The sequence below is a fragment of the Pseudomonas sp. LS_2 genome (genome assembly GCF_042709235.1).
GTDB lineage: Bacteria > Pseudomonadota > Gammaproteobacteria > Pseudomonadales > Pseudomonadaceae > Aquipseudomonas.
Window position 1 is genome coordinate 56,055 of the sequence record NZ_JAVAYC010000004.1, and the last position, 20,325, is coordinate 76,379.

Here is a 20,325-nt window from a genome sequence, read left to right on the forward strand (position 1 = left end):
ATATAGCGGCAGTGAGCGATCCGCACCCAGGGCTACAAGGCCGCGCACTGGCCGACGCTCCTTGCCCTGAGCCAGTGCCTGGTGTAGGTCAAAGGGCGAGCGTGGTGGCGGTGTGGAGTCACCCGCGGCGTAAGGCCCGGGCACTGAGCGGTACCGCGCTGAAGGGCTGTTTCCACTGACGTCCACTCCATCAAGAGGGCTTGCGGCTCGTTTTCTTGCCGGCCGGCTTGCGATTGCTGCCAACCCCTTCAGCGGCTTTCTCGCGCATCGACACGCTGGCCAAGCGATGGGGCAGGATGCCGATGTGTCGCGCTTCGACCTTGAAAGTCACCCGGGCATTGTCCTCGCTGTCTTCCCATTCGTCCTTGACCATCCGGCCCATGACCAGGACACGCATGCCTTTCTGGTACAGGGTGCTCCAGTGCTCGGCATCTCGGTGCCAGAGCTCGACCGGGGCCCAGAAGCCGCCGCGGTCTTCATAGCCGCCCTCGCGCGGTACCGGATTATCGAAATAGACGTTCAGCCGCAGTAGCCGCTTTGGCTCGTCCGGGGTGTTGTTGAACTCCTGAAATTCAGGCGGGCTGCCGATGTTGCCTTCGCCAACAAAGAACGTGCTCATGGGTGTTTCTCCTCAGTGGTGAAATCGGAAAGGACATCATCGGCATGCCCGAGCTTGATGGCGCCGGCGATGACCTGGCGATAGAGGGAGTTCAGGCTGCTCATCTGCAGGTTGAGGACCACCCGGTTGGCCTCCAGCTGATACAGCGCCTGCCGCAGGTCCGGGAGCAGCAGCGGATGTTTCATTGCCTGCACCCATGCTTCCACGCCCATGCGCTTGAAGTCCGGACTGCGCCAGCGCAGAAAACAAGCGCCCTGGGAGCTATGCTGGACGCTCATTCGCAGTTCGAGCAACGAGAAGGGTGGCTGCGCCATGATCGCCAGCATCCCCGTCATCAGCGCTTCGAGCTGGTGGCGCAGATGTTGGAGTGTCTCAGCGAACTGCAGCAGCTCCCCCTTACCCTTAAAAGGCTTTAAAAGGCCTTTTAGGGAGGCACTCTGTTCAACCTCGCGATAGGTCTCCGATGACAGGCAATGAGCGATCGCTTCGGCCAGGGTCATGCGTCAACCCCATCGGCGGGGGCGCCGGGTGAATGCTCTACTTCGGCCTCGGTTGGATCGGAATCGGTGGGCAGTGTGGCCTTGGTGGTGCGCACGATGGGCGGCGCAAATTGCGAGCGGCGCGTACCCTCGAGAATGTCCGGTGGCGGTGCGCCAAACTTGTCGATGGCCTCGCGGGCGCGGGCGTTGTTGGCGGCTATGTCGTCTCTGCTGACGCCGGCCAGCCGGTACAACTGCGCCATGCTGAACAGGCTGCGCAGCAGGTGAGCGCCACGATCGATCCAGTGTTCCATGTCGACTCGGCCAATCAGCGCGGTGTGGTGGGCGAGCAGTACCCGGCGTACCAAGGCGTCATAGTCGGTCAGCAGGTAGACCGCGAGAAATCCCAGCTGGCTGCCGATGAACAGCGGCAGTGTGACGGGATGTATGTTCAGGTTGTCGCCGATGTTGACCTGGGGGGGAAGGTCGCGCTCGACCAGTTTGATCTGTTCGGTCAATGCCAACAGCTCGGCCCTGGCCTGCAGCACCTTTTCTTCCAACTGCAGCATGAACCAGTCGGCGAAGGGATCATCTTGGCTGCTCGCTTGCTTGAGTAGGTTGGTGACGCTGATGTAGCCCGCCATGCCCATGATGGCAAACACACCCTCGCGTCCTGCACGACCCTGCCACAGTCGCGCGGCGTGATGCGTATGCAGGGTGAGGGTAATGCTGCTGCGCAGTGAACCCAGGTTGAGCTGGTAGTGGTCGACCATCGCCAGATCCTCGCTGTCTGAATGACGTGGAGGATCTGCGCTCCGGGGCGGCCTGGCAGTGATCAATGTGAAGGAGATGAGCTCGCATTGCGCGCACCTTTGATGGTATTGGCGTTGATGCCACTGTGATCAATTCCAGTGAATACCACTCGGAGTTGAAGACTTGGATACTCAGCCAACTGTTAGGTCGTCCCATTGACGACACCGCAGCGAAGCTTGAGCTGCTCCAGATATGCTTTGGCCAGCGGCGAGGCCACCCGGCTTCCGGATTCCCGTGAGCGACTATCAGCCGGCTCCCGCGCGCGTATGCGCTTACGCGATGACGGTGGTGCATCACTGCGAGCGGCCCACAGTGTGAACTCACCCTGGCAGGCTCGTTTGATCAGCCCCAGTAGATAGGCAATCGGATTGCGGATTTCGCCGCGGCTACAGCGAACGGCCGCTTCATTGATTACCGCTTGTTGCTGTTCGGGTTCGAGTTGGCGCAGTGCCAGGACGGCCCGACGTTGTTCAGTCGGGCTCAACTGCAGACTCTCAGGCCAATCAGTGCGGCCACTGGCGGAGACGTTCGGTACTGTACTTTTTTTGCTCTGTTTATGTACGGTACCGCCCTGCACTGGATTCCGAACGGCAGCAGATTGCGGGGTAATCACGCCAGGTTCGGAATTGCTCGAGGGCGGTACGGTAAACCGAACGCTCTGCGTCTTCCCAAGTTCGGAGTGCTCGACGATGCTGGTGGTATGCAGCGGCAAGGCCTGTTGAGCGTGCGGCGTGGTAGGTGAAACGATTATGGTCGAGGTCTCGTCATCAGCCACTAGCGGGTCCGCGCGTAGTTCCTGGACAATGTGCTGGGCGAGATCGCGCACGCCTTTGGTGGCATGAGACAGGCTCTGGCTGATCAGGGGAAGATAACCCGCATCCAGGTCGATGGCTTGCCTTGGCGTCAGCGGCGCATCGTACAGCACGTAAACACAACCGCGCAGGCAACCGTGTTCGTCACGATGCCGTTCACTTAGACTGAGCCAGCGGGTGGCACGCAGAACGTTCAGCGCGCGGGCGATTGTCTCGCGTGAAGCCTGTGCGCCACACGGGCTGGTCGCCAGGTACGGTTGCAGATCCTGATAGCGTGGAGTCCGCATTTGCCGCTCGGTAATCAGCCAGCGCAGCACCAGCCAGAGGTTGCGCTCCACGGGTGTGAGCCGGCGATCTTGTAGCAATCCCAAGGGTAAAGGATCGGTGCTGCCGTGGTACACAAAGCCTGGTCCCTCTGCCAGCGCACGAGCGGCCTTGGCTTGCTCGGCCTGTTCCAGACAGCGCTTGAGGGTGACAAAGCTCTGGCGAACCACATCTGCCCAGTCCACGGTGTAGAAGTTCAGCATGGAAGACCTCCGTACAACTCGATCTGTTGCCAGATCAGAGTCAGGCTGATGTGCTGTTCTTCGGCGAGCATCATCATCGCGTCCAGCGGTTCACTGTCCGGATCCCCAGCCCGCAACTGACGCCAGCGGTTCCATACCGCATGCTCCTGTGCCTCGCTGAGTTGCACGGGGCGACCGCGGTGGGTCTCAATTTTCAGGACTCGCCGGCGTAGCGCTGTTTCCGAATGGTCGAGGCCGAAGCAGCGGTACATAATGTTTGAACTCGCCCCTAACTTGAGTGCGCGGTTGATCAGTCGCTCGTTCAGTTCGTCGCGTTCGGCCTGAGCGATCAGACGACGCAGGACAGTGGTGTCGACCTTAATCTCGACCCAGGCGATTGTAGAGTGCGCAAGATGCGACAAGGTCGTGGGCGGCAGCGACTGCAGTACTTCGATGTCCTCGTCACCAAGACCCAAGGCCTTGCACCGTTGCAGGCGGCCATGGCGCAGCTCATGCAGGACCTGGTTCAACATGGCGTGGTTCAGTAAATTGAACGACGAGCTCATGTGGTACCTCCGGGTGTCAGCGGGTAGACGACAGAGTGAGTTCGATAAGGCGTCGAGAAAGGCGGATAAGTAAAAACAGCTGCGCCAATTGAGGGTCTGGAAGTCGCTCGATGCCGATTGCGAGCGCTGGGCGCTCAATCAATGGAAGGTCGTAGACACCTAGCAACAGTTGGCCGAACAACGCTGCCGGAAGCTGTTGGCGTTGTTCCCAGGCTACGTCATCCTGCACGCGCAGAAGTGCGCCCAAGAGCAATTGAATTCCGGTGCGATGGGGTGTCGAAGGTGCTGCTGAGTCGGGTGCCAATGTGAAACCCAGGCCTTCTTCCGTGGCGCACACCATGTGTCGCGCACTGGCATAGCTGGCGAGCTCGCTGGCAAGGTCCGCGCAGGCCTGGCGCAGTTGTGCCGGGTCTTCCATCTCAGGTGGTAGCGGCCACACGGTTTCCAGTGAAGCCGGCAAGAGAAGACTTCCGGCATTTCGGAGTTTGGCAGGCTGAGAGAGCGGTGGTGCAGTTGGTCGACGCTCCTCCTGAAGCGAGGCAGTGGGGGTATGCGTAAGGCCTGTCTGATCTGGCACGGTATTAGCGGCTTGCTCAGGGTCTACCTGTTCCGACGAGTCAAGCCCTGAGAGTGCAACAGCATCTCTATTGGGAATCGTGTCAGTTTCTTGGATCGGTTTCCGCGGGAGCGAAGGGGATACTGTCGGCGTAGGCAACAGACGTGGTTGCTGACCTGTATCCTGGACCAGCTCTAACGCCAGCAGACGGGGTGATTGGTTGAGGGCTTTCGCCATGTGCGCGAGCAACTCGTCTTGCAGCTCAGCGGTGTCCAGCTCTGCGTTTGCGCAGTCGAAGGTACACAGTACCTCCTGCCACAGAGGGATGAACTCCAGTCCGGCTGCGGTGTAACGGTTCCATACCGATTCGGCGCGCCGCCGTAGACTGATGATTCGCTCTATGGAAGGTTTGCCCAGCCCGGCATACAAGGTTTGCGGAATCGCAGGCAGCAGGTGGTCCAAGGTATCCAGCATCCGGCTGATATGAGACTGCGAGATGGGGTAGCCGCCGGCCGATAATTGCGCCGCCAGTTCACGCTGACTCAGGCTATCGCCGTCTTCCAGCAACATATCCCGGAATTTGGCCACAGCCATGGCGCGCTCAATGAAGGTGAGTTGGCCGTGCAGGTCGCTTTCTGCCAAGTGCCCCAGCAACGTGTGGCGTTCTGACTGCCATGGGCGAAACAAGCAGTGGATGCGGAAGAAGCGATCTTCGTGAGTTTCCTGCCACAACTCCCCGAGGATGCTGAGGCGGGTGTTGCCACCGTTGCGGATGATGAACATCAGCTCGCCGGGTCGGCGTGTGATGGATGGGGGCTGGTCAAGGCCACGATCGCGGATTGACTCCTTCAGTTCCTGATACAGCGGGTTGCGGATGAAACGGGGGTTATGTTCATAGGGACGCAATTGCTCAAGGGTCACAACCATCGGCATGTCACAGTCGGGGTCGGCGGGCGATACTTGTGTTGCCCGCTGTGGAAAGTGCCCGTGCTGGAGCTTTCGTGTGATCTCTTCGGAGGAGGGTGGTTTCATGAACTTGCCCCTGATCAGTCAGTGCAGACGGCCCGACTCAGGCTTTCCCGATTCACTGCGTGGATGGGGCAGCGAGGGGCACGCTAGGCTGGTCGGCTGGTGACGCATTCCACTAAGGCAATGCTGTTGGTGGATAAATGTGTGGGGCGCCTGGTAAAGGCCAATTGCTGATCCCACTCAGGAAACAGTTCATGTGCCAAGGCCCGCATGACATCGGCCGCACAGCGGCTGCGAGATCTTGGAGCAGCCTTTGGCTCGACCCGATGTACTGGTAATCCCAATGAAGCAGCGTTGAGGTAAGCGACACGATCGGGAATTACCGTATTGCACACGCTGACATGCGGGTCGGTGGCAAAGGTGCTGCGCAGACTCTGCATGATCAGACAGGTGTCGCGGCGGTTGGCCTTCACCTGGTTGAGCAACAGCTTGACTGGAGGCAAGTCCATGCCGAGGTAGCGATAGGGCTCCAGCTCCTCGAACAGCCCGAGCGTCCCGCGTCGTAGTTCCCGTGCCGCAAGCATTTCCGGTGGCAGAGGGCAAAGGGCGCAATCGGAGGCGAGAATGGCCATCTCCACAACCACGCTACGTGCGCCTTGAGTGTCGACGATGAGCACATCGAAATGATCGGCAAACGCTGGTAGTAGGTTGCGCAGACGAAGTCGGCCATCGGGCGCGTGCAGGAGCAAGGTCCCTAGATGTCCGGCACGGTCATTGGACACGATCAGTTCAAGCCGCGGGATACTGGTGATGGAAATGATCTGCTCAGGAACTGTGAGCCGCTGCGAGATCAGTTCGTAGCTGCCGGCGTCACGGGCCTCACCCAGGGCGTAGTAGCTGGACAAGGTCGGTTGACTGTCCAAGTCCAACAACAGCACCTTCAACCCCGCGTCGGCGAGTAAGCCACCGAGGTTGGCGGCGACTGTGGTTTTGCCGGCACCACCCTTGGTCGAGATCAGCGAAAGGACTTTCATGGATCTACTCCCGAACCGATAGGCGATCCTGAACCCACTGCTCGATTTCCAGCGAGTCCCAACCCACCGCTCGTGTACCGATGCGTCGGCATTGCGGGAATAGTCCGGCCTTCATGAGGTTGTAGATGTGCGAGCGCTTGAAGCCGGTTATCTGCTCCACTTCATCGCGACGCATGATGTGGCGGGTGGTCGGCAGAGGGGGAGGGCTGGTTAGTTCCATCATGTCACTCCGTAGCACCCTTTGGCGCGCTGTGGGATGTGACAAACAGTGAAGGTTCATACTGCTGAAAAAACATTGTCAGGCAATAACGGCGATTGCCTGACAATGCGGTCTTAACTCCGTGCGGCTTGGGCCAAATGTCTGCGCGCTTCGGCAAACCTCCGATCAAGGGTGCTTTTGCTTAGGCCGGGTATGCCAGCAAACCGCCGAGTGATTTCTTCAACCAGAGCGGCTTGGGATTTGTAGATTGACTGAACTCGGCCGTTGTTCGATTTGCCCAACGTGACCTCCAGCACTGCGCCAACTATCACCTTATGCATGCCTTCGGATGCCGCTGAGGGTATGCCGCTGGCCTCGAGCTTTCCGGCTAACTCTTTGTTGAGGGCAGCGACTGTAGCGATATCCTCAAGAGCTACGGCAAGTTTCTGTCGCATGTCGTTGATGGCTCGCTGCGCCGTGTCAAGCTCTGCTTGTTGTGCCAGGTAGGCATTCAGACTGACGCATTCGGAATGATCGAGGCGCTGTGAAAATAAGAATGCGGGCTTTTCAGCCGGGTAGTTACGTGCGAACCACGCCAGCAGATCAACACGTCGAATGGACCAACACTCCCGGTGAGTCTGGTTGTCTGCAGTGACTGGACGCCCCAGACAGGTCGCCTGTAACTCACCGCTGACGATGGCGTCATAGAGGCACTCGACGTAGATGTGGAGAAATGGCCATTGCGGGAAATGCTTGAGCAGGTTTCCGGGGCGAGAGAGATCGACGCGTAAAATCTCATTTTCGTGATCGGCAAGGTCACACCACAGAATCGCGGCATCAATCGGGTGGTAAGAGCTTCTGACCGAGATCATGGCACACAGTCTCCTACTGCGTTCGTCCCAGAATCGCTGTCGAGGGCGTTGCTTGGCCTCTCTCGAGCGAGCCATTTACCGTAAGAAAAATGATCCACTTATGATGACAGTTATTCCTTCTGATAGTTCTGCCTTTACTGATCTTAGGCGGCTGTCTAATGCGACTTTCTATTTTGGACGATTCGGGGGGGAGGGCAGAGATAATTTTTATTTTGGCACGATGAATTCTACTCAAAGCTTCATTGATTTTTAATCATAGTAAATGTCTGGTGTGATGGATTTTGTGCGAAGTGTGCTGAGGTGGGCTTAAGGTTTTTTGTTGGCTTTCTTAGGGATAGGCTGGCTTGGTGTGGTATTTTGATTGGGATGGTTAAATGGTAGTCTGGATTATAATTGTTTTTTCTTGGTTGTGAGTTTGGTGTGCGGATAATATTCCTAAGTTTTTGATGTGAATGTTGTAGTGGAGTGTTCTCAAGTGTAGAGGTGTTTAGGTGATCGTAATAATCTTTCGCAATTTTCTCAGGGAGGATTATTTTAGAAGCAGAGCGTCATTAGCACCTATGCAAGGAATTGGTTGATTTTTGCGTTGTCTAATAATCCAGGTACGGGTTTTTTCTACATCAAATATCTGCCCCTGATCCATGAGGGAAAGGACCAGATCGTCTTCAACCCGATAATGTCCGCAAACGGGGCAGTCTCGCTCTTCCCAAGGTCCCTCACATGCTATGCGAGATGCTGCTCCTACGCATACTAGGCAGTTCATTGTGCTATTCCGGATTTTAAATTTAATTTGAATTGCGCCTATTAAGGTGCGGGGTGTTTAAGTTTTTGTTAACTGTGGTGGTGTTCTTAATTCGGGTGAGTCGTATCCATGTTTACGTGATAGTTAAAGAAGATGTATGGTGTGCCCAAGTCAGAACAGTGTCTTTTGCTTTCTTTGCAGGCGGTAAGCCTAGCGAATTGCATTTTTGTAGTTCGCGGATTTTAAGCGTCTTAAGCGTCTTAGGCGTTCGGCAAAGCTGCAATGTCACTCAACTCATTGTCAGATGACATTACAGTCCGCTTTCATCAACTCACAGTAAAGTGCCAGTAGTAGACCTTATGGTTCACTACTAAGAACTCGTAGAACGACCTAAAGCGTGCTCCCTGGCGGTTTTGACGTATGCAGGAATTGGATGCAGATCCAAGGCGTGACCAGCTTTCAGGACTTGTCCCGGTACATCATGACCAACGAGACCTGGGAGAAGGGCTGCGCACTGGATAAGGTCACGCAAATCAACGCCCGTGTTGTATCCCATCAGTTCCAGCATATGCACCATGTCTTCAGTACATACGTTCCCTGATGCGCCTGGTGCGTAAGGGCAGCCGCCTAAACCACCAAGCGATGCATCGAAAACTCTCACTCCAGCTGAAATTGCTGCCAGGACGTTGGTTAAACCCATGGAACGTGTGTTGTGAAAGTGGGCCGTCAATGGTACTTCGGGGAAAGTCTGAATGAACCTTTTACACAGTGAATGAACCTGCGTGGGCCATGCCATACCAGTCGTGTCGCAAAGGGTGATACTGGTGATGCCTATTCCTAAAGCCATCTCGACCCAATGCATTACATCATCTGCCGATTGGGTACCTTCCATTGGGCAGCCGAATGCGCATGACAACGACAGGTTGAGCTCCGTTTTAGAGCCTTTAGCTGCCGAGCTGACTTGATTCAACTGTTCAAACGATTGCTGATGCGTCATGCGCAAATTCGCGAGGTTGTGTGTCTCGCTGACGGACATGACGAGATTCATTTCGTCTACGTTGCAGGCGAGAGCTCGCTCTGCTCCTCGAGCGTTGGGGACAAGCGCAACCATCCCCACACCTGTTGGGCGATTGATCGCTGCCATCACTTCGTCAGCATCGGCTAGAGCTGGAATTGCTTTTGGAGAGACAAAGGAGGTGACCTCGATTTTAGATACACCAGTTTTGCTCAGGCGGTTGATCAGATCGACTTTGAGCGCTGTTGGGATGATCTGAGACTCAATTTGAAAACCGTCTCGTGGAGCAACCTCGTTGATCCAAATTCGTTGGTTTGGATTCTCTTCAAACATTCTTCGAGTCCTCATATTAAGACCTTTCGCCGCAGTCTCGAGCGTGCCGAGGGTTGAGACAAGTGATTCTTCATCATTCAAGCCATCGCCGATGCCGATGGCGCGCCGTCGGAGGTGGCGGCTGCCGTTAGGTGTTCGAAAAGCAGCCGGGAGGGTGCAGGGAGGGAGTCGAGATCGCGAACGATGATCTGTAAGTGACGGACTGACCAGGGTTCGTCTAGCTCCAGTGTTGTTAAGAGCGAGCTGGATCTGTAGGGCTCAACACTTGCCAAAGGCAGCACACCGATACCCAATCCCGCGGAGACCATGTTGCGGACGCCCTCGAAGCTGCTGGCTTGGATCCTAACTTTGAATTCATGCCCGCAAGCATCTGCTGCTTCTTTGCAAAGCTTATGGATGGAAGATCCTGGTTGGAGTCCGATGTAATCGAATTCAAGCGTTTCGGAAAACGAGACCTTACTTAGGTGGGCAAGCTCATGCTGCTGCGGAACGATGACGACCAAGGCGTCCGTTTTATAGCGATGGCTGGACAGCTCCCCAATCTGGATCGTTTCCGAGCAAATGCCTATATCTGTGGAGCCAATCGCAACTGCCCGCACGACCTGGTCGCTGGTTTGCTCCATCAGATCAATCTTGATCTGTCCGTTACTTTGCAGGAACGACTCAAGGTCTTTGGGAAGGTACTGCACCATCGCCGACAGGTTCACATGGATGCGGGCGTGGCCGCGTATGCCTTGAGAGTACTCATCAAGCTCGCCCGCGATGGTTCTTAAGTGCTCAACCAATTTTTTCGCGTGATGGTAGAGAGCCTCTCCTGCCGGCGTCGCTGAAACGCCACGGCAATGGCGATAAAGCAGGGGCGTGCCGACATCACTTTCCAGGTCACTCATTCGTTTGCTGACGGCGGAGGCCACAAGGTGTTGCCGCAGGGAGGCCTTGGCCAAGCTGCCTTCCTCTACGACTGCAATGAAAACCTTTAGTGACTCTAGATCGAAGCGCATATCGGAGAACCTGATTGTGATGCTCGGGGGGTGGTATCTGGTTTGGCGATGGCTGCCTTCTTTATTCAGAAATTCTCAACCGGGGTGTGAGGGAGCAAGCTGACTCTCGTTGCATACGTGTATGCGAATAAATCGAATAAGGAGGCAACCGTGACTCATTCAGAGCAGCCAGGCCCACTAAAAGGTGTGCGTGTCATCGAAATGGGAACCTTGATTGCGGGCCCATACGCTGGCGCGCTCTTGGCTCAGTTTGGCGCAGAGGTGATCAAGATCGAATCGCCATCTGGCGGAGACCCCTTGCGCAAATGGAGAAAGCTTCATGAGGGCACCTCGCTGTGGTGGTACTCCCAGAGCCGAAATAAAAAGTCCCTGACCCTTAACCTCAAGCTTCAGGAAGGTCAGGCGATCATCAAAAGGCTGGTCGCCACTGCAGACATCTTGATTGAGAATTTCCGCCCGGGATTGCTGGAGTCCTGGGGGCTGGGCTGGGAGCAGCTTTCAGCGATCAATCCGAATCTGATAATGGTGCGGGTGTCGGGTTACGGCCAGAACGGCCCCTACAGCAAGCGCCCCGGCTTTGCAGCCATTGCAGAGTCGATGGGAGGGCTGCGCTATGTGAGTGGTTACCCGGATCGTCCACCTGTTCGTGTGGGTGTTAGTCTCGGGGACAGCTTGGCATCGCTGTATTCTGTGATCGGTGCATTGATGGCCATGCATCACTTGAAATCGAATGGCGGGGTTGGCCAGTACATCGACGTGGCGCTGTATGAGTCGGTGTTCGGCATCATGGAAAGTCTGATTCCCGAATATGCCATGTTCGATCACATTCGAGAGCGCACGGGATCAAGCTTGCCAGGCATCTCCCCATCTAATACCTACCCTTGCAGTGATGGCCGCTACGTCATCATTGCCGGTAATGGGGACGGTATTTTCAAGAGGTTGATGGTTGCTATGGGCCATCCAGAACTTGCAGATGATCCTCGCTTCACTGATAACGCTGCACGAGTCCAGCACAACGGGTTGCTTGACGAGCTCATTACTGCTTGGACGATGCGACACACGCTCGAAGACGCACTGCAGATTCTGGATGAGGCGGATGTGCCTAGCGGCAAAATCTATTCCGCAGCAGATATTGCGACAGACCCCCAGTTTGCTTCACGAGGAATGATAGAGAAGCACACGCTTCCTGATGGGCAATCTGTTGATCTTCCGGGGATCGTGCCAAAGCTGTCTGCCACCCCTGGTTCCACTCAGTGGGTAGGCCCGCAATTAGGTGAGCACACGGCCGAGATTCTTGAGTCCATTGGCGTCAGCTCAGCCGAAGCACAGCAGCTTAAGGCCGCCGGTGTCATCTGATCGGTACCCGATCACTTCATTCGATTAAACCGTACAAGAGATGATCATGAGCTCTCGCACACTATTTGAAAAAGTCTGGAATCGGCACGCGGTGCACGACACAGAGGACGGCCATACCCTGCTGTATATCGATTTGCACCTGATTAATGAGGTGACCAGTCCACAGGCCTTCGACGGCTTGCGCATCAACCAGGTGAAACCATGGCGCCCGGAGTCGGTTCTGGCCACTGCGGATCACAACGTACCTACGGTGAATCGTGACAAAGGCATCTCTGATCTGATTGCTCTCAAGCAGGTTGAAACACTGGACCGCAACTGTGCCGAGTATGGTCTGAAAGAGTTTGACATGCTTGATCCCCGTCAAGGGATCTTGCACGTGATCGGCCCGGAGCAGGGTGTGACTTTACCGGGTATGACCATTGTCTGCGGTGACTCGCATACCACCACTCATGGCGCATTTGCGGCTATTGCGTTCGGTATCGGTACCTCTGAAATTGAGCACGTACTTGCGACGCAGTGCCTGGTGGTGAAAAAGCTGAAGACCATGCGCATTTGCATTGAAGGCGAATTTCCAGCGGGCGTGACTTCTAAGGATATGGCCCTGGCATTCATCGGTGCAGTTGGAACCGCTGGGGCAACAGGGTATGCCTTGGAGTTTGCTGGCGGCACAGTTGAGCGGATGAGCATGGAGGCACGCATGACCCTGTGCAACCTTGCCATCGAAGCTGGAGCACGCTGTGCGATGATTGCCGTTGATGACACGACGGTGAATTACCTGAGAGGTCGCCCACTTGCGCCAGTTGGCGAACGTTGGGACGAGGCCGAGCGGTACTGGCGCACATTGCATAGCGACTCGGATGCGCAGTTCGACCGATCTATTAATTTTGATGCATCGACCATCAAGCCCCACGTCACCTGGGGTACCTCACCTGAGATGGTCGTCACCATCGATGGGGTTGTCCCTTATTCTTTTTCCGTTTCGGACAGCGTGGAGCGCAATAGCCTTGATCGGGCGTTGGCTTACATGGGGTTGGTACCAGGTACCCCCATTCGGTCTATTTCACTGGACAAGATCTTTATCGGATCTTGCACCAATGCTCGGATTGAGGACTTGCGAAGTGCAGCAGCGGTGGTCAAGGGCCGAAAAGTGGCCGACAACATCGTACAAGCCTTGGTGGTTCCTGGATCTGGCTTGGTGAAGAGGCAGGCAGAAGAGGAAGGGTTGGATCAAATTTTCATTGAGGCTGGATTTGAATGGCGTGATCCAGGGTGCTCAATGTGCCTGGGGATGAATGATGATCGACTGAATCCTGGTGAGCGCTGCGCCTCAACTTCAAATCGGAACTTTGAAGGACGGCAGGGGGCTGGAGGGAGAACCCATCTGGTGAGCCCTGCAATGGCCGCAGCGGCAGCGATCGCCGGTCACTTTGTCGACGTAACTGATATCACAGGTAGTCCCCAATGAAGGCATTCGAGACTCAAACTGGTCTTGTTGTACCAATTGATCGTTCCAATATCGATACCGATGCAATATTGCCCAAACAGTTCTTGAAAATGATTGAGCGTACTGGCTTTGGTCCGTATCTGTTCGATGACTGGCGATACCTTGATCGAGGAGAGCCTGGCCAAGATTGTAGCATGAGGCCACTGAACCATGATTTCACTCTCAATCAGGCACGCTATCAAGGGGCAAGTATTTTGCTCGCGAGGGAGAATTTCGGTTGCGGCTCAAGTCGAGAGCATGCGCCTTGGGCACTCTCAGACTGGGGGGTAAGGGTCATCATTGCGCCCAGCTTCGCAGAGATTTTCTATGGAAATTGTTTCAAGAATGGATTACTTCCGATTACATTGAAAAACGATGATGTGAATAAGCTCTTTGAGGCTGTCGAGGCGAAACCTGGATATTCCTTGTGCATCGATCTACAAAACCAATGCGTGGTTTTGCCTGATGGCAATGCGATGAGCTTTGATATTGACCCGTTTAGAAAAAACTGCCTCATGCTAGGGCTGGACGATGTAGGCGTGACGCTTGGGAGTCGAGATAAAATAAAAGCTTTTGAAGACGAACGTAAGAAGCTTGAGCCTTGGATCTTTCTTCGTAGTTGAATATTATTTACATAACGTGGAGTTAAGGGTTTATGATTTTACCAAGTACGGGGTAATCCGATAGATATCTAAGCGCCCGACCACGCATCGGGCGCTTTACATTGGAGGTATAGGTTTCATAATGGCTATTTCCAACCTAGCCAATACCTATTAGCTCCTTATCTGGGTTCATAACATATCTTCCAGTGCTGCTGAAGTTAACGCCTGAGCACACAGTTCTCCTTGTTTATCGCTTGCAGCTTTATTTTTTGCAATAGACGTCTATTTAATTAGTCCGCGTCCTCTTGAGGTACAGCCGCAGCCTTTCGATTTTGTTCAAGTTTATCAAGTAGCGCAGAGTTGTCTTCAGCCCACCGGTAGAGCGCAAGTAAGGGTTCAACAAAGCTTTGGCCTAAATCGGTCAGGGAGTACTCGACCATCGGCGGCACAACTTCAAAAACCTTGCGGTTGATTAAGCCTTCGCTTTCGAGATCTCTCAGGCTTTGTGTGAGCATCTTCTTGGAGACACCAGGCATGCTGCGCTGCAGTTGTCCCGTCCGGGACGGCCCGTAGCTAAGGACGTACATGACCATGGATGACCATTTTGGGGTGAGGAGTGAATGAATGCGCCGAGGTGGGCACGTCTCCTGCACAACGATTCTTTCACTTGGAGGTATCTTTGCTGGATCCATTGTGGTTACCTTATGGTGCCTACGTTTCAAAAAAGTGCCTAGTGGACGCTTTATGATCTTGGTGTGAAGATATCACCAAGCAACAATTCTGTCGCTATCCATCACACGTGAAACGAGGTAATCAACATGTCTTCAAATAAAACCATGCGCGCTCTTGTTCTCGATGATTATGCAGGCAGTCAGTTCAAAGACACGCAGGTACCGCGGCCTGAAGTAGGCCCAGGTGAAGTTCTAGTTCGTATTGTGGCCAGTGGTGTGAACCCAATTGATTACAAAATTCGTACTGGAGTAGCACCGTATGCCATGCCTGAGCTCCCGGCAATTCTCGGCACCGATATGGCTGGTGTAGTCGAAGCCATAGGTGAAGGCGTTACCGAGTTTAAGCCTGGCGACGAAGTGTATGGTCTTACGGGGGGGGTGCGCGGCCTGCAGGGCTCACTGGCGGAGTACGCTTCTGTCGACCCAGCGCTACTTGCGCTGAAACCGAAAAACCTTAACATGCGGGAAGCGGCTGCAATCCCGCTAACGTTCCTGACAGCCTGGGAGGGGCTGGTTGATCGTGCCAAGCTCAGCGCTGGTAAGCGCGTCCTAGTTCAAGGCGGTGCAGGTGGCGTCGGTAACATGGCTGTCCAAATTGCTACAGCGTTTGGAGCTAAAGTTTACGGCACCGTCAGTCATGAAAAACGCTCTTACGTCGAGCGTTTTGGCGGCACCGCGATTAATTATCTGACCACTAGCGTTGAGCAGTACGTGACTGAGCACACTGATGGCAAAGGGTTTGACATCATTTACGACACTATCGGTCAGTTGGATGCGGCATTTGTTGCGATTCAACATTATGGGCATATAGTAAGTTGTGCTGCATTTCAAGAACACAACCTCGCGCCAGGTTCGCTCCGATGCATGACCCTCTCAGGAGTGTTTGTGCTTTATCCGATGTTGAGTGGCGAAGGTCGTGCGCACCACGGTGTAATTCTGCGTGAAGCTACTCGTCTGGCAGAGAGCGGTAAGTTGAAGCCAATTGTTGACGAGCGTCGCTTCTCTCTGTCTGAGGCGCATGCGGCCCATGACTTGGTAGAATCTGGAGCGTCGACCGGTAAAGTGGTTATCGATATAGCTTAACAGCTCGACGAAGAATAAGTAAGGCAAGCACGATCGCGAGATACTCCAGACGAAGAAGGGAAGTCAGTGTTGCTTCGTTCGGGGTCAAAGCCCATATCGGCGTCGGTGATGAGTCGGGTCTGGTGCCCAGTGTAGTGGTTGCAGCAGCCAACGTTGCCGACGTTACACAGGCTGCCAAACTGCTCCACGGTTAGCAACACTTTGACTGTGTCGGCGCCGGTTACACCGGTGTCGACCGCGAAGAGCACTCAAGGTGCAAAGTCATCTGGAAAATTACAGTACGGTTCAGCACGTACAAAAAAGTACGTGAAGCGGAGCGTCTTATATAAGCGATCCGCAAAAACCGAGAAAGCTAAGACTAGGCTCGCGCCAACGCCGCACAGATGGAGACGTTGTTCGCCTTGTCGAACCTATGGATGACGCGCCGATATCGCAGATGGGCGTGGCGCGTGCGCGGGATGCAAAAAATGGTAGCGGTGAGCTGTATCGAAGCGGCCAAGCGGTTTGAGAGACGGAGAAATTGACCGAATCTCCTACGTATGTTGTTTTTCTGAAGTTTCTGGTGGCTTGATAGCCGGAGAAATACCCGGCTACTTCAGATCTCCTTAGCAGGAGCAATTAATCATGATGATTTTTTGCAGTGGTAGTAGGGGTAGAGTTATTTATGGTTATTATAGTTTATATTGTTGGATAATGTTATGGGAGGTTGATTTCGTGATCTTTTATGTTGGCGATCGGCTGCAGGATAGATGGATCAAAAGCCCCTGTCTCTATGTTGTCTCGCCATTTGTTTGGGAGATCTGGATTGGCAAGAGCGGCTTTTCCGATTGCGATAATGTCTCCACCTTCCTCAAGTGCTTGAGCGGCGTTCTCAGGGGTTCCGAGGTCGCCATTCGTTACTATCGCAGTATTAGGTGCAAATTTCCTGGCAAGCGATAGTAAACTTGAAGAATTATTTAAAAATGCTGGCATCAATGCATTGTGCTCTGTCACATGTATGAAGTCAATTTCAAGGTGTTCTAGAGTACCAAATATGATTTCAGCGGCGGCTTCACCTTCGGGCCATTTGTGGTAAAAGTCATTTACCTTGCCTTGCGATATTCTCAAACCAACAGGGGCAGTATCAGTGACTGCCTTCACTGCGTGGACAACCTCAATAATCAGCTCCATGCGCTTCTTTAGCGACCCGCCCCAACGGTCGGTTCTGGTGTTACTGTAATCGGTAAGGAATTGGTCAAGGAGGTATCCGTTAGCCCCATGAATTTCAACTCCATCGAATCCAGCTAGGTCTATGGAGAGAGCGGCAGATCGAGCAAATCCTGTAATTGCATCAGCAATGTCCTCTTCTGTCATGACCCTTGGCGTCGCGAATGGGCCATCGCCGTAGTACTGCTTTAGCTTTTCTCCTTTTGGGACTATTGCCGATGGTGCGATAGGGCCTTTTCCGAATCTACTCCCGTGGGTGAGAGCTCCAGCATGCATGATTTGAGCAAATACGGCCGCATCGTGGGCATGGATGCGGTTCGTTACAGAGCGCCAAGAGCGAGCTTGCTCTTCATCGCTCATGCCGGGTTGGTAGTAATAGCCGGTGGAGTGTTTTTGATCGATGTACACGCCCTCGCTGATCACTAGACCGAACCCGCCTTTGGCAAAGCGCTCGTAGTAGCATGCCATTGCTTCTGTAGCGTTTCCCTCTTCAGTGGCACTGACTCGGCTCATCGGGGCGACAGCGAGTCGATTCGACAGTTTCACATTTCCTATAACGAAGTCTGATAAAAATCGCTGTTTGGTGGCTGTCATCGTTAATTCTCCATATCCTCATAATTGCTTAGCCTTGATAGTATGTTTGATGTGAATTGTTCGTAAACCTCTGAAAGCGTTAAGTCGCTTTAACAAAATTGGATATAGTATGCAGACTTGTGATCTTGCAGTGCTAACCGCAATCGCAGCTCAAGGTAATCTTTCTAGCGCAGCGAGATATCTCGGAATTTCCCCCATGAACGTATCCAGGAGATTGGCTGCGTTGGAGCGAGAAGTGGGAGTGCGCTTGGTTCAGCGCTCGACACGCTCAGTTTCCCTAACGCATGAAGGTGAAGCATTTCTGCCATATGCAGAAGCCATGCTGAGCGCTCAGGAAGCTGCTCGTCGAGCCCTGAGCAAAGGGGCCGGGATAGCCAGTGGTTTGCTCAGAGTTACATCGCCGACGGTATTTGGCCAGACAGTCATCATGCCAATGATCCCTGCGCTGCTTCGCAAGTATCCAGGATTAGAGATAGATCTGACTCTTGGTGATACCATCATCGATATCGTAGGGTTGGGCCTTGACGTTGCAATTCGTATCGCCACCTTGCAGGACTCAGCGCTCGTGGCGCGGAGTTTAGCGCCTAATCCCCGGGTGCTTTGTGCCAGCCCCGGCTACTTGGCCGAGCATGGATTGCCTGTGACAGTCGACGATCTTTCCAGGCACACGCGCATCGCGTTGCATGCTATGCCCTACTGGCCGTTCGTACGGCAGCAAGAGCGCATAACAGTTAAAGCTGAGGGTGGCTTTTCTGCTAACAGCGTCGAGGCAGTACGTTTCGCCTGCAGACATGGAGTAGGCTTGGCACTTCTGACTTATTGGGATGTTCAAGCTGAGTTGTCAAGTGGAAGTTTGATAGCAGTCGAGCTGGCTGATGTTAGCCACGAGCAACTTTCTGTTACTGCTGTGCTTCCTTCGCGTTGGCATGTTCCACACCGGGTAAATGCCTTTCTAGAGGAATTGGCGAAGACAATGCGATCCATAGAGCGAGATAGATGAAGGTAGTACGAATGACAGCACTAGAATCGCTAGAAGTTTTTCTTGAACACTAAACTGTTCTTTATGGCCGAAACTTGGTTGGCAGCACTTGGAGACGATAGATATTCTAAGCCTCCTATGCTTGGAGTAAAGATAGATTTTCTCAACTCTGCTGTCGGCGCGCTTCCCGCCGGTTGGCCCCTAGAAAGAAAGCAGGCCCACAGCATCGCTGATCAGGTTAGCAACCGGAGTTCTGAAATGATGAATTCCTTAAGACTGTCCGAAGAAATGAATGATGTATATGAGCAGATTTTTCCGGGTTCTTGGTTTGCTGATGTGGGTGGTTGTATAGCTCAAGGAACCAATTAGCTATGCATTGAGGGCCATGCGTGTGAGTCATTCCCAGGTAAAAAAACCACCTAGCCTTAGCGCTAGGTGGGAGGACGGCACAACGGCCAAAGGAGATTTCTTAAGATATCAGAGTTTGTCAATGAGTCTAGAGTTAGAAAACTCGACTAGAAATAATAGCCGATGTTGGTGTACAACTGGTTTTCCCATTGATTTGAGCCACCTGCACCTGCGCTTTGAGTGTAGCTGCTAGCACCTACATAAGGATCATTTTTACCGTTGAGCCATTCCACAGCGACGAAAAAACGGCCCACAGAAAATGAAGTTCCCAAAATAAAGCGCTGAGAGTCCTTGAATGTGCTTTCATCTTTGTCAAACAGGCTGTAGTTGCCGTAGACCTTGATGTTTGTGAGCCAGCCAAACTTATCTGCTATGTCGTAGCTCAAGTCTGCGACGTACAAGTCACCTTTGGACGCGACATTGAAAGTTCCATCCAATGCGCCGAAAGACACGAGCTTGTCGGTTCCAGGATTTTTAGGGTTCATGACTTGGCGAGCGGCTTGCAACTGTACACCCCAAGGGCCATTTTTGCCCTTATAGTGTATTGCCACGGCATTGCGCCGGCCTTTACTATCGGTATCTCGATTTTCCAGTGATGACGTCAGAATAGATCCGCCGACCTCAGACTGCCAGTTACCCATCTTAAAGTTTCGAACCAGGCGGGCAGCGACAATATCCCGCTCTTTATTGTTACTCCCATCTACGACATAGTCATCCGCAGCCGCGACGCTTGGAGACCAAGTTCGTCCGCCTCGGCTCGTACCTTTCCCTTGGTCAGCTGGGCTGATGTAGTAGCCGCCCTGAAAGTTCCATTCGCCGACTTGTTGAATATATTTTACGCCGAGATCTTGAACGTCTTCGAGGCCAATGACGTTGCCTAATGTTTCAAAAAACATGCTCCCGAAGTATTGCTGGAGACCGAAAGGAACTTTATTTAGTCCGATCTGTACTTGTCGGTTTTCGTCAAACTTATAGCCGATCCACGCGTATTCTGGGAATGACACATCACCGAGCTTGTCCGTAGTAGCCCTGAATGGATAGTCACCACCATAGAAACGGTACTTAGCAGCACCAATCCAGCTATCTGATGTGTAGGTAGCGGTCAGCATGACATTATCCAAACTGAATTCGGATATGTTTTCATCTGGATCGAAGTCGCCACGGGCGCGAACTGCACCACCAATGTCCAAATTATCCGTAACCGCGATCGCGTAGGCGGGGCAGTCCATTAACATTAAAGTTGGAAGGCATGCCAGGCCGATCAGTTTGCGTTTAGTGTTCAGGTACATCGAGGTACTCCTTTTCTTATGGGTGTAGCTGCCCGTACGGCCACAGAGAGGCTGTGGCACGTTGGGCTTTTATTGGTA

20 protein-coding genes and 1 pseudogene are annotated in these 20,325 nt (G+C 53.7%); 7 read left to right on the forward strand and 14 right to left on the reverse strand.

What is annotated here, in order from left to right; all coding sequences use genetic code 11:
- Positions 1–190: 190 nt before the first annotated feature.
- From RAC97_RS04845 to RAC97_RS04895, 11 genes are all read right to left on the reverse strand, one after another.
- Entirely contained in the window at positions 191–619 is a 429-nt protein-coding gene (locus RAC97_RS04845; RefSeq protein WP_375097661.1) for a single-stranded DNA-binding protein, read from the reverse strand.
- The gene (locus RAC97_RS04850) at positions 616–1,119 is read right to left on the reverse strand and encodes a DUF3158 family protein (RefSeq protein WP_375097662.1); all 504 of its coding nucleotides are present in this window, start codon (positions 1,117–1,119) and stop codon (positions 616–618) included. Before RAC97_RS04850 ends, RAC97_RS04845 begins: the two co-directional genes overlap by 4 nt.
- Positions 1,116–1,871, reverse strand: a complete 756-nt coding sequence (locus RAC97_RS04855; protein WP_375097663.1) for a PFL_4669 family integrating conjugative element protein — start codon at positions 1,869–1,871, stop codon at positions 1,116–1,118. The genes RAC97_RS04850 and RAC97_RS04855 overlap by 4 nt, the downstream gene beginning before the upstream one ends.
- Positions 1,872–2,053: 182 nt before the next feature.
- Positions 2,054–3,250 (reverse strand): STY4528 family pathogenicity island replication protein, encoded by a 1,197-nt coding sequence (locus RAC97_RS04860; RefSeq protein WP_375097664.1) that lies wholly within the window; start codon positions 3,248–3,250, stop codon positions 2,054–2,056.
- Positions 3,244–3,795 carry a DUF2857 domain-containing protein gene (locus RAC97_RS04865; protein WP_375097665.1) on the reverse strand — a complete coding sequence of 184 codons (552 nt, stop codon included), beginning with the start codon at positions 3,793–3,795 and terminating at the stop codon, positions 3,244–3,246. The genes RAC97_RS04860 and RAC97_RS04865 overlap by 7 nt, the downstream gene beginning before the upstream one ends.
- 16 nt (positions 3,796–3,811) lie before the next feature.
- Complete coding sequence (locus tag RAC97_RS04870) at positions 3,812–5,383, reverse strand: ParB family protein (protein ID WP_375097666.1); 1,572 nt, start codon at positions 5,381–5,383, stop codon at positions 3,812–3,814.
- An 83-nt stretch (positions 5,384–5,466) separates the two neighbouring features.
- Entirely contained in the window at positions 5,467–6,354 is an 888-nt protein-coding gene (locus RAC97_RS04875) for a ParA family protein (protein WP_375097667.1), read from the reverse strand.
- 4 nt (positions 6,355–6,358) lie between these two features.
- Positions 6,359–6,574 carry an AlpA family transcriptional regulator gene (locus RAC97_RS04880; RefSeq protein WP_375097668.1) on the reverse strand — a complete coding sequence of 72 codons (216 nt, stop codon included), beginning with the start codon at positions 6,572–6,574 and terminating at the stop codon, positions 6,359–6,361.
- Positions 6,575–6,687: 113 nt separating this feature from the next.
- Positions 6,688–7,425 carry a hypothetical protein gene (locus tag RAC97_RS04885; protein ID WP_375097669.1) on the reverse strand — a complete coding sequence of 246 codons (738 nt, stop codon included), beginning with the start codon at positions 7,423–7,425 and terminating at the stop codon, positions 6,688–6,690.
- A gap of 1,112 nt (positions 7,426–8,537) precedes the next feature.
- Positions 8,538–9,515, reverse strand: a complete 978-nt coding sequence (locus RAC97_RS04890) for a hydroxymethylglutaryl-CoA lyase (protein ID WP_375097670.1) — start codon at positions 9,513–9,515, stop codon at positions 8,538–8,540.
- 77 nt (positions 9,516–9,592) lie between these two features.
- A complete protein-coding gene (locus RAC97_RS04895) occupies positions 9,593–10,516 on the reverse strand; it encodes a LysR family transcriptional regulator (protein ID WP_375097671.1) in 924 nt (307 codons plus the stop codon).
- Between the two features lie 150 nt (positions 10,517–10,666).
- Here RAC97_RS04895 and RAC97_RS04900 point away from each other — a divergent pair, with 150 nt between their 5' ends.
- Genes RAC97_RS04900 through leuD form a run of 3 tightly spaced genes read left to right on the forward strand, consistent with a single transcriptional unit; the run spans position 10,667 to position 13,978 of the window.
- Positions 10,667–11,872 (forward strand): CaiB/BaiF CoA transferase family protein, encoded by a 1,206-nt coding sequence (locus RAC97_RS04900; protein ID WP_375097672.1) that lies wholly within the window; start codon positions 10,667–10,669, stop codon positions 11,870–11,872.
- Between the two features lie 46 nt (positions 11,873–11,918).
- Positions 11,919–13,337 carry a 3-isopropylmalate dehydratase large subunit gene (gene leuC, locus RAC97_RS04905; protein WP_375097673.1) on the forward strand — a complete coding sequence of 473 codons (1,419 nt, stop codon included), beginning with the start codon at positions 11,919–11,921 and terminating at the stop codon, positions 13,335–13,337.
- Entirely contained in the window at positions 13,334–13,978 is a 645-nt protein-coding gene (leuD, locus tag RAC97_RS04910; protein WP_375097674.1) for a 3-isopropylmalate dehydratase small subunit, read from the forward strand. The genes leuC and leuD overlap by 4 nt, the downstream gene beginning before the upstream one ends.
- 269 nt (positions 13,979–14,247) lie before the next feature.
- Here leuD and RAC97_RS04915 read toward each other — a convergent pair whose 3' ends face one another.
- Positions 14,248–14,649: a winged helix-turn-helix transcriptional regulator gene (locus RAC97_RS04915; RefSeq protein WP_375097675.1), complete on the reverse strand. Its 402-nt coding sequence runs from the start codon at positions 14,647–14,649 to the stop codon at positions 14,248–14,250.
- A 126-nt stretch (positions 14,650–14,775) separates the two neighbouring features.
- On the opposite strand from RAC97_RS04915, the gene RAC97_RS04920 reads away from it, so the two are divergent.
- Together RAC97_RS04920 and RAC97_RS04925 are read left to right on the forward strand one after the other, a co-directional pair.
- Entirely contained in the window at positions 14,776–15,771 is a 996-nt protein-coding gene (locus tag RAC97_RS04920) for a zinc-dependent alcohol dehydrogenase family protein (RefSeq protein WP_375097676.1), read from the forward strand.
- Position 15,772: 1 nt separating this feature from the next.
- Positions 15,773–16,202: pseudogene (locus RAC97_RS04925) on the forward strand (transposase); the annotation flags it as partial.
- Between the two features lie 265 nt (positions 16,203–16,467).
- Here the strand turns inward: RAC97_RS04925 and RAC97_RS04930 are convergent.
- Entirely contained in the window at positions 16,468–17,571 is a 1,104-nt protein-coding gene (locus tag RAC97_RS04930; protein ID WP_375097677.1) for an NADH:flavin oxidoreductase, read from the reverse strand.
- 109 nt (positions 17,572–17,680) lie between these two features.
- Here RAC97_RS04930 and RAC97_RS04935 point away from each other — a divergent pair, with 109 nt between their 5' ends.
- Both RAC97_RS04935 and RAC97_RS04940 read left to right on the forward strand, forming a co-directional pair.
- The gene (locus RAC97_RS04935) at positions 17,681–18,571 is read left to right on the forward strand and encodes a LysR family transcriptional regulator (RefSeq protein ID WP_375097678.1); all 891 of its coding nucleotides are present in this window, start codon (positions 17,681–17,683) and stop codon (positions 18,569–18,571) included.
- A gap of 42 nt (positions 18,572–18,613) precedes the next feature.
- Complete coding sequence (locus RAC97_RS04940; RefSeq protein WP_375097679.1) at positions 18,614–18,919, forward strand: hypothetical protein; 306 nt, start codon at positions 18,614–18,616, stop codon at positions 18,917–18,919.
- A 146-nt stretch (positions 18,920–19,065) separates the two neighbouring features.
- Here RAC97_RS04940 and RAC97_RS04945 read toward each other — a convergent pair whose 3' ends face one another.
- On the reverse strand, positions 19,066–20,247 hold the full coding sequence (locus tag RAC97_RS04945; protein ID WP_375097680.1) for a hypothetical protein: 1,182 nt from the start codon (positions 20,245–20,247) through the stop codon (positions 19,066–19,068).
- Positions 20,248–20,325: the final 78 nt, after the last annotated feature.

Bases quoted from the DNA above. Each gene is read 5' to 3' on its own strand.
- RAC97_RS04845 (WP_375097661.1), bottom strand. From the start codon at position 619: ATGAGCACGTTCTTTGTTGGCGAAGGCAACATCGGCAGCCCGCCTGAA.
- RAC97_RS04850 (WP_375097662.1), bottom strand. From the start codon at position 1,119: ATGACCCTGGCCGAAGCGATCGCTCATTGCCTGTCATCGGAGACCTAT.
- RAC97_RS04855 (WP_375097663.1), bottom strand. From the start codon at position 1,871: ATGGTCGACCACTACCAGCTCAACCTGGGTTCACTGCGCAGCAGCATT.
- RAC97_RS04860 (WP_375097664.1), bottom strand. From the start codon at position 3,250: ATGCTGAACTTCTACACCGTGGACTGGGCAGATGTGGTTCGCCAGAGC.
- RAC97_RS04865 (WP_375097665.1), bottom strand. From the start codon at position 3,795: ATGAGCTCGTCGTTCAATTTACTGAACCACGCCATGTTGAACCAGGTC.
- RAC97_RS04870 (WP_375097666.1), bottom strand. From the start codon at position 5,383: ATGAAACCACCCTCCTCCGAAGAGATCACACGAAAGCTCCAGCACGGG.
- RAC97_RS04875 (WP_375097667.1), bottom strand. From the start codon at position 6,354: ATGAAAGTCCTTTCGCTGATCTCGACCAAGGGTGGTGCCGGCAAAACC.
- RAC97_RS04880 (WP_375097668.1), bottom strand. From the start codon at position 6,574: ATGGAACTAACCAGCCCTCCCCCTCTGCCGACCACCCGCCACATCATG.
- RAC97_RS04885 (WP_375097669.1), bottom strand. From the start codon at position 7,425: ATGATCTCGGTCAGAAGCTCTTACCACCCGATTGATGCCGCGATTCTG.
- RAC97_RS04890 (WP_375097670.1), bottom strand. From the start codon at position 9,515: ATGTTTGAAGAGAATCCAAACCAACGAATTTGGATCAACGAGGTTGCT.
- RAC97_RS04895 (WP_375097671.1), bottom strand. From the start codon at position 10,516: ATGCGCTTCGATCTAGAGTCACTAAAGGTTTTCATTGCAGTCGTAGAG.
- leuC (WP_375097673.1), top strand. From the start codon at position 11,919: ATGAGCTCTCGCACACTATTTGAAAAAGTCTGGAATCGGCACGCGGTG.
- leuD (WP_375097674.1), top strand. From the start codon at position 13,334: ATGAAGGCATTCGAGACTCAAACTGGTCTTGTTGTACCAATTGATCGT.
- RAC97_RS04915 (WP_375097675.1), bottom strand. From the start codon at position 14,649: ATGGATCCAGCAAAGATACCTCCAAGTGAAAGAATCGTTGTGCAGGAG.
- RAC97_RS04920 (WP_375097676.1), top strand. From the start codon at position 14,776: ATGTCTTCAAATAAAACCATGCGCGCTCTTGTTCTCGATGATTATGCA.
- RAC97_RS04930 (WP_375097677.1), bottom strand. From the start codon at position 17,571: ATGACAGCCACCAAACAGCGATTTTTATCAGACTTCGTTATAGGAAAT.
- RAC97_RS04935 (WP_375097678.1), top strand. From the start codon at position 17,681: ATGCAGACTTGTGATCTTGCAGTGCTAACCGCAATCGCAGCTCAAGGT.
- RAC97_RS04945 (WP_375097680.1), bottom strand. From the start codon at position 20,247: ATGTACCTGAACACTAAACGCAAACTGATCGGCCTGGCATGCCTTCCA.